Annotated in this window: 12 protein-coding genes and 1 riboswitch; of the genes, 9 read left to right on the forward strand and 3 right to left on the reverse strand. The window is 74.1% G+C overall.

Going from position 1 to position 11,442, the window contains the following annotated elements; genetic code table 11:
* Positions 1–31: 31 nt before the first annotated feature.
* The 8 genes from ABEA82_RS26000 (at position 32) to ABEA82_RS26035 (ending at position 8,622) form a co-directional block, all read left to right on the forward strand.
* Positions 32–1,915, forward strand: coding sequence for an ABC transporter permease subunit (locus tag ABEA82_RS26000; RefSeq protein WP_345664079.1), 1,884 nt, complete (start codon positions 32–34; stop codon positions 1,913–1,915).
* Positions 1,912–3,198: an MDR family MFS transporter gene (locus ABEA82_RS26005; RefSeq protein ID WP_345664080.1), complete on the forward strand. Its 1,287-nt coding sequence runs from the start codon at positions 1,912–1,914 to the stop codon at positions 3,196–3,198. The genes ABEA82_RS26000 and ABEA82_RS26005 overlap by 4 nt, the downstream gene beginning before the upstream one ends.
* A gap of 184 nt (positions 3,199–3,382) precedes the next feature.
* Positions 3,383–4,717, forward strand: a complete 1,335-nt coding sequence (locus ABEA82_RS26010) for a serine/threonine-protein kinase (protein WP_425588554.1) — start codon at positions 3,383–3,385, stop codon at positions 4,715–4,717.
* 77 nt (positions 4,718–4,794) lie between these two features.
* A riboswitch (cobalamin riboswitch) is annotated at positions 4,795–4,979 on the forward strand.
* A 30-nt stretch (positions 4,980–5,009) separates the two neighbouring features.
* Complete coding sequence (locus tag ABEA82_RS26015) at positions 5,010–5,717, forward strand: energy-coupling factor ABC transporter permease (RefSeq protein ID WP_345664082.1); 708 nt, start codon at positions 5,010–5,012, stop codon at positions 5,715–5,717.
* Positions 5,714–6,082 carry an energy-coupling factor ABC transporter substrate-binding protein gene (locus ABEA82_RS26020; RefSeq protein ID WP_345664083.1) on the forward strand — a complete coding sequence of 123 codons (369 nt, stop codon included), beginning with the start codon at positions 5,714–5,716 and terminating at the stop codon, positions 6,080–6,082. Before ABEA82_RS26015 ends, ABEA82_RS26020 begins: the two co-directional genes overlap by 4 nt.
* A gap of 5 nt (positions 6,083–6,087) precedes the next feature.
* On the forward strand, positions 6,088–6,837 hold the full coding sequence (cbiQ, locus tag ABEA82_RS26025; protein ID WP_345664084.1) for a cobalt ECF transporter T component CbiQ: 750 nt from the start codon (positions 6,088–6,090) through the stop codon (positions 6,835–6,837).
* On the forward strand, positions 6,834–7,688 hold the full coding sequence (locus ABEA82_RS26030; protein ID WP_345664085.1) for an energy-coupling factor ABC transporter ATP-binding protein: 855 nt from the start codon (positions 6,834–6,836) through the stop codon (positions 7,686–7,688). The genes cbiQ and ABEA82_RS26030 overlap by 4 nt, the downstream gene beginning before the upstream one ends.
* 277 nt (positions 7,689–7,965) lie before the next feature.
* Positions 7,966–8,622, forward strand: coding sequence for a maleylpyruvate isomerase N-terminal domain-containing protein (locus ABEA82_RS26035; RefSeq protein ID WP_345664347.1), 657 nt, complete (start codon positions 7,966–7,968; stop codon positions 8,620–8,622).
* An 81-nt stretch (positions 8,623–8,703) separates the two neighbouring features.
* Here the strand turns inward: ABEA82_RS26035 and ABEA82_RS26040 are convergent, their stop codons facing one another.
* Together ABEA82_RS26040 and ABEA82_RS26045 are read right to left on the reverse strand one after the other, a co-directional pair.
* Positions 8,704–9,714, reverse strand: a complete 1,011-nt coding sequence (locus ABEA82_RS26040) for a zinc-dependent alcohol dehydrogenase (protein ID WP_345664086.1) — start codon at positions 9,712–9,714, stop codon at positions 8,704–8,706.
* Positions 9,707–10,138: a tautomerase family protein gene (locus ABEA82_RS26045; protein WP_345664087.1), complete on the reverse strand. Its 432-nt coding sequence runs from the start codon at positions 10,136–10,138 to the stop codon at positions 9,707–9,709. The genes ABEA82_RS26040 and ABEA82_RS26045 overlap by 8 nt, the downstream gene beginning before the upstream one ends.
* Before the next feature lie 108 nt (positions 10,139–10,246).
* Here ABEA82_RS26045 and ABEA82_RS26050 point away from each other — a divergent pair, with 108 nt between their 5' ends.
* Positions 10,247–10,831 carry a TetR/AcrR family transcriptional regulator gene (locus tag ABEA82_RS26050; RefSeq protein ID WP_345664088.1) on the forward strand — a complete coding sequence of 195 codons (585 nt, stop codon included), beginning with the start codon at positions 10,247–10,249 and terminating at the stop codon, positions 10,829–10,831.
* Here the strand turns inward: ABEA82_RS26050 and ABEA82_RS26055 are convergent.
* Positions 10,821–11,303: a tautomerase family protein gene (locus ABEA82_RS26055; protein WP_345664089.1), complete on the reverse strand. Its 483-nt coding sequence runs from the start codon at positions 11,301–11,303 to the stop codon at positions 10,821–10,823. The two genes, ABEA82_RS26050 and ABEA82_RS26055, sit on opposite strands and share 11 nt — an antisense overlap.
* Between the last annotated feature and the right edge of the window lie 139 nt (positions 11,304–11,442).

Here is an 11,442-nt window from a genome sequence, read left to right on the forward strand (position 1 = left end):
ACCCCTGACCAAGGGCCTCGCCCACCTGCGCGTGCTCGCGCGCGGCGGCGGCCCGACACTGCTGTGGCGGACCGTGCTCGCGGCCGCCCTGGTCGGCGCGATCGGGCTGCTGCCGTGGCTGTCGCGCACCGACCCGGCGCTGACCGTACTCAAAGCCCGCTCGGCGGACCGCGACCCGACGCCCGCGACGCTGCGCGCGATCCGGGACGAACTCGGGCTCGACGACGGCCCCTCGGCCCTGCTCGGCCGGTGGCTGAGCGGACTGCTGCACGGGGACGCGGGCACCTCGTGGGTGTCCGGCGCCCAGGTGCTGCCCTCCGTCGCGCAGGCGCTCGGCGCGTCGCTGCTGCTGATGGCCGGGGCCCTCCTGGTCGCCGCGGCCACCGTGACCGCGGTGTGCGCCCGGACGCTCCGGCTCGGCGCCCGCGGCCGGCCCGGCGCGCGCGGGCGCGGGCGCGGGCGCGGAGGCACGGTGACCGCGATGCTGGCCGCGCTGCCCGAGTTCCTGGTCGCCTCGGTGCTGGCCTCGGTGATCGGTGTGCGGCTGGGCTGGCTGCCCGCGCTGGGCTGGTACGGGCCCCCGTGGATGGTGCTGCCCTCGCTGGCCCTCGGCCTGCCCGCCGGAGCGCTGCTCGGACGGCTGCTGGACGACCTGCTGCCCGGCGCGTTCACCGAACCCTGGGCGCTGGCCGCAGCGGCGCGCGGTGTCCCGCCGAAGTCCGTGGCGCGGCAGGCGGTGCGCCGCTGTGTGCCCGGACTGCTGCCCAACCTGGGCCTGTTCGTGGTCGGCCTGACCGGCGGCTCCGTCGCCGTGGAGCAGATCTTCGACATCCCGGGCCTCGGCCGGCTCACCCTGCACGCCGCCCTCGCCCAGGATCTGCCCGTACTCCGGACCGGCACGCTCGCCCTGGTCCTGCTCGCGGCCGCCGCCGGCGTCCTCGCCCGGCTCGCGGCCCGGCTGCTGACCGGGCCAGCGCTGCGCGACGGCGCCCTGCACTCCCTGCACCGGCCCGGCCCGCCGGCGCCCCGCGCCCTGCCGCTGCTGTACGGGGCGCTGCTCACCGCCGTCATCGGTCTCGGACTGCCCCGCGACCCCCTCGCCCTGGACGCCCTCGCCCGGCTGCAAGCCCCGTCCCCGGCGCACCCCTTCGGGACGGACGCGCTCGGCCGGGACGTCCTCGCCCGGGTCTCGCACGGCGCGCTCACCACGCTCGGCATCGCCCTGGCGGTGAGCGCCGCCGCCCTCGTCACCGGACTGCTGCTGGGGCTGCTGCCGAGGCTGTCCGGGCCGCTGGTCGACACCGTCAGCGCCGTACCGCCCGTGCCGGCCGGTCTCCTCGTCGCCGGGGCCGCGGGCAGCGGTACGTGGACGCCCGCCCTCGCCGTCGGCGCCGTCGCCTGGTCCCCGCTGGCCGCCCACACCTCCGCACTGCTGCGTCAGGAGCGCGCGACCACGCACCTGGCCGCCACCCGCGCCCTGGGCGCCGGGCGCGGCCACCTGCTCCGGTACGAACTGCTGCCGGCCGTCCTGCCGCCGGTGGCCCGGCACGCGCTGATCCGGCTGCCCGGCATCGCGCTGGGTCTCGCCGCGCTCGGCTTCCTCGGTCTGGGCGCCCAGCCGCCGTCTCCCGAGTGGGGACTGCTGCTCGCCGAGAACCAGCCGTACGCCGAACGGGCCCCGTGGGCCGTCCTCTTCCCCGCCGCCGTGCTCGCCCTGCTGGGAGCGCTCGCGGTGACGGCGGCCGGGGGTGTACGGCTGCCCCGGCGGCGTGAACGGCTGCCCCGGCGGCGGGAGCGGTCCGGCGGACCGGCCGGCCCGCCCGGGGCACGGGTCATGCCCGCGCCGCGGCGGCAGTCGCACCAGCCCGACGCCCTGCTGAGCCCTGTGCCCACCCCACCGGCGGAAAAACGATGACCGACCCCACCTCCCGTGTCCTGGGCCCTGGCGCCTCCCGTACGACGCCCAGGGCTCCGCGGGAGAGCACCTGGCGGCTCTGGAAGAGGCTTTCGCCGCTGCTGCGGCTGCTGATCCTGACGCAACTCGCTTTCAACATCGGCTTCTACGCCGTCCTGCCGTTCCTCGCCGAGCATCTGGGCACCGCGATCGGCATGGCGGGCTGGCTGGTCGGGTTCGTCCTCGGGCTGCGCACCTTCAGTCAGCAGGGGCTGTTCGTGGTGGGCGGCTGGCTCGTCGACCGGTGGGGAGTCCGCCCGGTGGTGCTGGCGGGATGCGTGCTGCGGATCGCCGGGTTCGCGTGGCTCGGGTACGCGGAGACGACCTGGTCGGTGATCGGCGCCGTGCTGGTCATCGGTTTCGCCGCCGCGCTGTTCTCCCCCGCCGTGGAGTCCGAGGTGGCCCGCCAGGCGGTGGACTGGGAAGCGGCGGGGCACGGGGCGCGCACCCGCGTCCTGGCCCTGTTCGGCGTGGCGGGCCAGATCGGGGCCTTCGCCGGCCCGCTGCTCGGCGGGCTGCTGCTCGCCGTCGACTTCCGCACCGCGTGCCTCGCGGGAGCCGCGGTCTTCGTGCTCGTCCTCGCCGGGCACCTGTGGCTGATGCCGCAGCACATCCCGGGCCGGGGCCGCGCCCCGCGGCGGGGCGGGGTGCGGACGCTGTTGCGCGACCGCCGCTTCCTGGCGCTGTGCGGCGCGTACGGCTCGTACCTGCTCGCCTACAACCAGCTGTACCTGGCCCTTCCGGACGAGGTGCAGCGGGCGGCGGGTTCCCAGGCGCCGCTGTCCTGGCTGTTCGCGCTCTCCTCGGTGCTCGTGGTCTTCGCTCAGCTGCGCGTGACCGGGTGGGCCGGCGACCGGCTCGACCTGCACCGCTCCATGACCGCCGGGCTGCTGCTGATCGCGTCCGGTTTCGCGGTGGTGGCCGTCACGCGCCCCGCCGGCTGGACGGGCGTCGCCGGGCTGCTGCCGGCCGCGGGTTTCGTGGTGCTGCTGACGGTGGGGCAGATGCTGGTCGTGCCCGCCGCCCGGGCCTGGGTGCCCGACCTCGCCGAGGAAGGCCGGATCGGCCTCTACACGGGTGCGCTGTCGTCCGTCTCCGGTCTGATCGTGCTCGCGGGCAGCGCGGCCACCGGCTTCCTGCTCGACCTGGGCCTCCCGGCCGCCGTGCCCTGGCTGGTCCTCGCCGCCGTGACGGCCCTCGCGGTGACGCTGCTGCCGCGCCGGGTGGAGGGCGCGGCCGCCTGACACGGGTGGCCACGGCGGTCACGTGGCGCCAGTATCCTGGGTCGGCTGCGGCACCCCCACATCAACCTCCGCGGGAAAGCGGGGAGTTGCGCCTGCGGCGACGACCTTCCCACGAGCATGAGGACGAGGACGAGTGCTGCTAGCGGGCCGCTACCGGCTGGACACTGAGATCGGGCGCGGCGGAATGGGAGAAGTCTGGCGTGCGTACGACCAGATGCTCGCCAGGGCGGTGGCCGTCAAGTTACTGCTGCCGCAGGACACGGACGCGACGGCGGCCTCCCGGTTCCGTCTGGAGGCCCAGACCGCCGGGCGTCTCAACCACCCCAACCTCGTCGGTGTCCTGGACTTCGGCGAGCACGACAACCGGCTGTTCCTGGTGATGGAACTGGTCGACGGTGACAGCCTCTCCGGAGTGCTGGCCGTCTCCGGCGCGCTCACCGCCGAGCGGGTGGCGACCCTCGCCGCGCAGGCCGCCGCCGGACTCGCCGCCGCGCACGAGCAGGGCATCGTGCACCGGGACGTCAAGCCCGCCAACCTGCTGCTGGACGTCCACGGGACGCTCAAGATCGGTGACTTCGGCATCGCGCGCTTCCTCGACGATCCCGGCGCGGCACTCACGGCGACCGGCCAGATCGTCGGCACCGGCCTCTACCTGGCGCCGGAACGGGCCCTGGGCAAGCCCGCGAGCCCCGCCTCCGACATGTACTCCCTGGGCTGCGTGCTCTACCAGCTCCTCAGCGGCCGCCCGCCGTTCCAGGCGGACACCGCCGTGGCGCTCCTCCACCAGCATCTCGACAACACCCCCGTGCCGCCTCGCGAACTCGGTGTCACCGGTCTCCCGCCGGCCTTCGAGAGCTACCTGCTCGCCCTGCTCGCCAAGCGGCCCGAGGACCGGCCCACGGCCCAGCAGACCGCCGAGTGGTTCGCCGGCGGCGCCTGGCGGGGTCTGCCCGAGCCGCTGCCGGAGGCCGCGTTCCCGGCGCCGCCCTCCGAGCCGGGAACGTACGCGGCGGCCGAGAGCTCCGCCCCGGCCACGTACGCGCTGCCGACGGGGTCCCGCACCGCCCGGGAGGGGCGTTCACGTCGTGCCGCTCCGCGCAACGCGCCGGGCAACCGGCCGCGCGTGGCCGCGACGGCCGCCGCTGCGGCCCTCTTCCTGGCCGCGATGCTCGCCGGCATGATGTGGTTCGCTCCCGACGACACCGCGACGCAGGGCACGGAACCCGACGCGTCCCCGTCCGCGAGCAGCCCTGCCGCCCCCTCGTCAGCCGAGTCCGCCGACCCTCTCGGGTCCGCCCCGGCGGGCGACGGGGCGCCGACCGTCGGCACAGTGGCCGATGTCACTCCCTCCACCACGGCGCCCGCTCCCCCGACCTCCGCGGCCCCGGAACCGAGCTCCACGGCCCCGACGGAGGAGACGAGCGACACCAAGCCGGAGAAGGCGGACAAGCCCCAGGAGGCGAAGCCCGAGCCGTCCCAGGAGGGCGCGGGGGACGATGACGACGAGGGCGACGACTGAGGAGTTCTGCGCCGGTGTGCCGGGGGGCGCCCCTTGCGCGCCCCCTCGGGTGGCTTGTCATCGCCCTCGTCCCGGCACTACTGTCACCACGCCTTGGTGAACGGGAAATCCGGTGTGATGCCGGTGCGGCCCTCGCCACTGTGATCGGGAAGTCCGGCTCCGGCCCTCGCGGGCGGCCACTGGGTCCTCAGGGACCCGGGAAGGCGGAGTACGGGCGGTGGGACCCGTGAGCCAGGAGACCGGCCAAGGCGCGTCAACCATCCACGAGGTGCTGGAGAGGGTCTGCTGAGCCATGCACATAGCCGAGGGTTTCCTTCCTCCGGCGCACGCGGTCGCCTGGGGCGTCGCGTCGGCGCCGTTCGTCATCCACGGGGCCCGGTCACTCACCCGTGAGGTGCGCGAGCATCCCGAGAGCACTCTGCTCCTCGGTGCCTCCGGCGCCTTCACCTTCGTCCTGTCCGCCCTGAAGCTGCCCTCCGTCACCGGCAGTTGTTCCCACCCCACCGGCACGGGCCTGGGAGCCATCCTGTTCCGGCCGCCCATCATGGCGGTGCTGGGCACCATCACCCTGCTCTTCCAGGCCCTGCTGCTCGCGCACGGTGGTCTCACCACGCTCGGCGCCAACGTCTTCTCCATGGCGATCGTCGGGCCCTGGGCCGGATACGCGGTGTACAAGCTGCTGCGGCGGTTCGACGTGCCGCTGATGGTCACCGTGTTCTTCGCCGCGTTCGTCGCCGACCTGTCCACCTACTGCGTCACCAGCGTGCAGCTGGCGCTGGCCTTCCCCGACCCGGGCAGCGGGTTCCTGGGGGCGCTCGGCAAGTTCGGCTCCATCTTCGCGGTCACGCAGATTCCGCTCGCGGTGAGCGAGGGTCTGCTGACGGTGCTCGTGATGCGGCTGCTGGTGCAGTCCAGCAAGGGCGAACTGACCCGGCTGGGTGTGCTCCTCGCCGAGAAGCGGTCCCGGACCGAGGCCGGGACCGAGGCGGTGACCCGATGAGCAGGAACACGAAGATCAACGTTCTGCTGCTGGTCCTCGTGGCCGCGCTCGCCGTGCTGCCGCTCGCACTCGGCCTCGGCGACCACAAGAAGGAGCCGTTCACGGGCTCCGACGGCGAAGCCGAGACGGCGATCACCGAGATCAAGCCGGACTACAAGCCGTGGTTCTCGCCGCTGTACGAACCGCCGTCCGGTGAGATCGAGTCGGCCCTGTTCTCCCTCCAGGCGGCGCTCGGCGCCGGTGTCCTCGCCTACTACTTCGGCCTGCGCCGGGGGCGGCGGCAGGGCGAGCAGCGGGCACTGGAGCGGGTCGCGGCGAGCCAGGAGCATGACGCCGCCGAGGAGTCCACGGTCGAGAGGGCCTGAGTCGCGTGCTGCCGATCGACGCTGCGGCGCACAGCAGTCGCTGGCGCCGCCGTCATCCCGTGGACAAGGCCGTGCTCGGGCTGGGGCTGACCGTGCTGGCCGTCTCGCTGCCGCCCTGGCCGGGCGCGGCCCTGGTGCTCGTGACGGCCCTGGTGGTGCTGCTGGGTCCGGCCGGTGTGCCCTGGCAACGGCTGTGGCGGGCCTATCGGGTGCCGTTGGGGTTCTGTGTGACGGGCGCGGTCACGCTGCTGGTCCAGGTCGGCGGCCCGGGGGGTTTCGTCTCCCTCGCCCACGACGGGCCGGTCCGGGCCGGTGAGTTGCTGCTACGCACCTCCGCGGCCTCCCTGGGCGTGCTGCTGTTCGCCTTCACGACGCCCATGTCGGACCTGCTGCCGCGGCTGGTCCGGGCCGGGATCCCGGCGCCCGTCGTGGACGTGGCGCTGGTGACGTACCGCATGAGCTTCCTGCTGCTGGACTCCGTGCGCCGGGTCCGCGACGCGCAGGCCGCCCGGCTCGGGCACACCTCGCGGGCCGCCGCCTGGCGTTCGCTGGGCGGGCTCGGCGCCACCGCGTTCGTCCGGGCCTTCGACCGGGCGGCCCGCCTCCAGGCCGGTCTCGCCGGGCGCGGCTACGACGGCACGCTGCGCGTCCTGCTGCCCGAAGCCCGCGTCTCCGTCCGCTTCACGGCCGCCAGTTGTGCCCTCCTCGCGGCGCTGGCAGTCCTCACCTTCGCACTGGAAAGGCCGCTGACATGAGCGAGCCCGCCCTCGTCGCCCTGCGGGGCGCGTCCTTCGCCTACGAGGACGGCCCCGCCGTGCTCAGCAGCCTCGACTTCGACATCGCCGAGGGGCGTGCGCTCGCCCTGCTCGGCCGCAACGGCAGCGGCAAGACCACGCTGATGCGGCTGCTCAGCGGCGGACTGCGCCCGGACGAGGGCCGGTTGACGGTCGAGGGGCAGCCGGTGACCTACGACCGCAAGGGCCTGACGCGGCTGCGGACGACCGTCCAGCTGGTGGTGCAGGACCCGGACGACCAGTTGTTCGCGGCCTCCGTCGAACAGGACGTGTCGTTCGGTCCGCTGAACCTCGGTCTGCCCGACGGGGAGGTGCGGGCGCGGGTGGCGGAGGCGCTCGCCGCGCTGGACATCACCGCCCTGGCCGACCGGCCCACCCATCTGCTCTCCTATGGGCAGCGCAAACGCACCGCCATCGCGGGCGCGGTCGCCATGCGGCCCCGGGTGCTGATCCTCGACGAGCCGACGGCCGGCCTCGACCCGGACGGCCAGGAACGCCTCCTCACCACACTCGACAGGCTTCGCGAGACCGGTACCACGGTGGTGATGGCCACCCATGACGTCGACCTCGCCCTGCGCTGGGCCGACGACGCGGCGCTGCTCACCCCGTCCGGCGTCCGCACCGGGCCCGCCCCCGTGGCGCTGGCCCGCACCGATCTCCTCCGGGAGGCGGGGCTTCGGCTGCCGTGGGGTGCCGCGGCCACGGATCTCCTGCGCGCCCAGGGGCTGTTGACCGAGTCGGCGCCCGGGCCGCGCACCGCGGACGAACTCGCCGCCCTCGCGACGGAACGGCTGGGTGCGGCCGGCGGCTGAGCGTCGGCGCACCCGGCCGGGTCAGCTCGCCGTCGCCTCGGCCGCACGGAGGAGGTGCTCAGGGGTCGGGAGAGGCCCATGTGACAGCAGAGGCGTTACCGACGGCCCCAGGAGTTCTCGGGGCCGCCAGAGTGGTGTGCGGCTGAACTGGTCGGCAGCGCATGGGAGTTCCCGGGCGCGTGACGCAGAGGTCGCGTGCGGACCGGTCGGGCACATCGACCGCCGAAATGCGCTTGTCCGCCCCGACGGCCGGCACTACGTTGCCGACGTGGATCACGTGGATCTCTTCTCACGCTCCTGGACGGCGTTGCGCACGGCGGTCGCCGGGCTCCGCGACGAGGACTTCGCGCGGCCGTCCGGCTGTACGGGCTGGCTGGTGCGGGACCTGGTGTGCCATCTGGTCATCGACGCCCAGGACGTCCTGATCACCCTCACCACCCCGTCCGACCGGGAACCGACCCGGGACGCGGTGAGCTACTGGGACGTCAGCGCCACACCGCCGACCGGCGAGGACCCGCTCGACGCGCTGACGGTCCGGCTGGCCGCCGCGTACGAGGACCCGAGGCTGCTCGTGTTCCACCTGGACGACGTCGGCTCCGCGGCGGGCCGCGCCGCCCTGCTCGCCGACCCGGCCCTCAGGGTCGGCACCCGCGACGAGGTCCTCACCGTGGCCGACTACCTCTCGGCGTACGTCATGGAGTGGACCCTGCACCACCTCGACCTGATCGCGCACCTGCCGGACCCGGAACTGCCGCCGGCGCAGGGGCTCACCCGGTCCCGCGAGATGCTGGAGCGGATCGCGGGGAGCCCCTTCCCCGCGTCGTTCCACGACCGGGACGCCCTGCTGGTCGGCACGGGCCGGCGCGCGCCGACGGCAGCGGAGCGGTCCGAGCTGGGTGACCTGGCCGCACGGCTCCCGCTCTGTCTGGGGTGACCACCCGCCCCGGCACACGGCGCCGCCCGACCTGTCCGGGCTGGAGTTCGGCGACTCCTCCGGCATCACGCCCGGGCGTGGTCAGTCGCCGGACCTGACGAAGACCGGCTTGAGGTGTTTCTCCGGCAGGGCGGCCGGCAGGTCCTCCCAGTCGATGACGTGGGAGACGACCTTCCGGGGGTCGACCTTGCCGGAGGCGGCGAGTTCGAGGGCGTCGGGGATGTGGGCGCGGACGCTGTCGCGGGCGACGCGCAGGGTGACGCCGGTGAGGTACATGTCGAGCAGGGGGAGCTCGCCGGGGCGGAAGTGGTTGCCCGCGCTCTCGCAGATCCCTTCCGGCGCCAGGCACTTGACGGCCAGCGAGAGCTGTTCGACGCGGCCGGTGGCCTCGACGGCGATGTCGTAGCCCTGCGGGATCGGTTCCAGGGTCTCGGCGGTGGCGGCTCCGAAGGCCCTGGCCAGGTCGCGGTGTCCGGGGTCGGGGTCGACGTAGAGCACGTCGGAGGCGCCGAGCGCGCGGGCGATGTCGCACACGTACAGGCCGATGCTGCCGCGGGCCACGACCAGGACCCGGGCACCGGGCCGGGCCCTGAGATGCGGGGCGACCAGGCGCCAGGCCAGGGACCAGTTGTCGCTGGCGGACGCCATGGCGACCGGGTCGAGACCGGTGGGCAGCGGGACCAGCATGGCGTCGGCGTAGGGCACGCGGACCAGGTCGGAGAAGAGGCCGCCCCAGCTGCCGCCGATCGGTGCGCCGTACATCGCCATGTAGGGCACGGCGGTGCAGTGCGCGGTCAGCCCGGCCCGGCAGCGGTCGCAGGTGCCGCAGTTGATGGACCAGGGGACGACGACCAGGTCGCCGGGGGCCACGGCGGTGACGGCGTCGCCGGTCTCGACGACCCGGGCGACGCACTCGTGGCCGAGGGCGAAGGGCGGCTCGATGAAGCCGTGCCCGGCGAGGATCGAGGAGTCCACGTCACAGGGGGTGGCGGCGACCGGGGCGACGATCGCCTCCTGGTCGGACCGGAGCTCGGGGTCGGGTGCCTCGCGCCACTCGACGGTGCGCCTGGCCACGTAGGTCAGTTCACGCATCGCCCTGCTGCCCCTTCGCCAGGGCGACCAGGTCGGCGTAGCGGATGACGGAGCCACCGGCGCCCCAGGTGCCGTCGGGCTGTTCGTGCACCAGCACCCACACCCGCAGCGCGTCGTCCTGGGCGAGTCCCGCCGCGGCCAGCACCGTCTTCGTCGCCTCCTCGACCAGGCCCGCCTTGCGGCGCTCGGACAGGGCGCCCTGCGGGACGGTGACCTCCACGAGGAATCGCGGCGCCCCGTCCTCCGCGGTGCTCTGCGCGCCGTCGGGCAGTTCGACGAGGTAGCTCCACGCCTGGGCGCGGAAGAACGCGGTGTCGGGTGCGCCCTCCCAGCGCAGCAGCACCGTGGCGAGGTCGCGCTGGACGCTCCGGCGTCCCGCTTCGGTCAGTGCGCCGGCCGGGGCCGTGAGCCGGATCATCGGCATGGGGGTACCTCTCTAGGTTCTCTCAGGGCTATGACAGTCGTTATAGACGACGGTCACGCTAGACTATGACGGTTGTTATAGCCAGTGGGGTCAGAAGGGATCGCGTACGTGACCAAGCCCAGCCCGACGGCGCGCGAGCGGATCGTGGCCGGTGCGGCCGACATGATCAGCCGGCGCGGCCTGAACGCCACGAGCATCCGCGAGACGGCCAAGCACGCCAGGGCGCCGCTCGGCTCGACGTACCACTACTTCCCCGAGGGCAAGCAGCAGTTGGCCACGGAGGCCGTGCGCCACACCGGCGCGTGGGCCGCCCGCAGCCTGCGCCGGGAGTTGGAGGCGGGCCCGGTCGCGGGGCTGCAAGCCTTCCTCGCCCTGTGGCGCAAGATCGTCGTGGACAGTGACTTCCGGGCCGGCTGCCCGGTCCTCGCCGTCTCCATCGAGGAGCCTCCCGCGGACGAGACGCCCACCGCCCTGACGGCCGCCGCCGAGGTCTTCGACGAATGGGAGAGCCTGCTGGCCGGCTCCCTGCGCGAGCACGGCGCCGATCCCGAACAGGCGGCGCAGGTCGCGACGCTCGTCGTCGCCGCGGTCGAGGGGACCGTGGCCATGTGCCGCGCCAAGCGCAGCACCCAGCCGCTGGACCGCACCGCGGCCCAGCTTGAGGCGCTGATCCTCACCACGATCAGGGCCTGACCGCCAACGCCGCCCGGACGGCCTCGGCCCGTTCCTCGGTGAACACCCCGCTCGCGAGGAGCGGCAGGATCGACAGCACACCACCGGAAGCACCCCAACTGCCTTCGTCGATCACCCGGAAGGTGACCCACCACGCCGGCGAGGGTTCGTCCTGCCCGCACGCCGCCGCCAGCGCGGCGAGGATCCGCTCGATGACCTGAGCGCGCACGTCCGCCTGCCAGGCGGCGTCCATCACCGCGACATCGACGACCATCACGTCGGCTTCCGGTCCGGCATCCGCCAACAGCCGCCCGCCGATGGCCATCATGTCCCGCTCGCGCTCGACGAAGTGCACCTGGAACCCGACCCGGGCGGCCGGCGCGGGCTGCCCGACCTCGGGCACCAGCACCGCGTCGGTCAGCGTCCGAGCGAGCTCGCGGCGCTGCTCGACGCCGAGGCGTCCCGTCGGCGCGGTCACGGTGATGATCGTCACGGCACTCTCCTATGACAGTCGTTATAGAGGACAGCAGGCTAGCACTCGTCTATAACGACTGTCATAGGCGGCCGGGGGAGCCAGTCGAGGGCACCACCGTCCGCCCCCAGTCCGCCCACCGCGCCTCCGGGGCGCTCCC

The organism is Streptomyces venetus, from assembly GCF_039540295.1.
Lineage (GTDB): Bacteria > Actinomycetota > Actinomycetes > Streptomycetales > Streptomycetaceae > Streptomyces > Streptomyces venetus.

What these genes read in the sequence shown, in the direction of transcription:
- ABEA82_RS26005 (WP_345664080.1), top strand. Translation starts at nt 1,912, where the DNA reads ATGACCGACCCCACCTCCCGTGTCCTGGGCCCTGGCGCCTCCCGTACG.
- ABEA82_RS26010 (WP_425588554.1), top strand. Translation starts at nt 3,383, where the DNA reads ATGGGAGAAGTCTGGCGTGCGTACGACCAGATGCTCGCCAGGGCGGTG.
- ABEA82_RS26015 (WP_345664082.1), top strand. Translation starts at nt 5,010, where the DNA reads ATGCACATAGCCGAGGGTTTCCTTCCTCCGGCGCACGCGGTCGCCTGG.
- ABEA82_RS26020 (WP_345664083.1), top strand. Translation starts at nt 5,714, where the DNA reads ATGAGCAGGAACACGAAGATCAACGTTCTGCTGCTGGTCCTCGTGGCC.
- ABEA82_RS26030 (WP_345664085.1), top strand. Translation starts at nt 6,834, where the DNA reads ATGAGCGAGCCCGCCCTCGTCGCCCTGCGGGGCGCGTCCTTCGCCTAC.
- ABEA82_RS26040 (WP_345664086.1), bottom strand. Translation starts at nt 9,714, where the DNA reads ATGCGTGAACTGACCTACGTGGCCAGGCGCACCGTCGAGTGGCGCGAG.
- ABEA82_RS26045 (WP_345664087.1), bottom strand. Translation starts at nt 10,138, where the DNA reads ATGCCGATGATCCGGCTCACGGCCCCGGCCGGCGCACTGACCGAAGCG.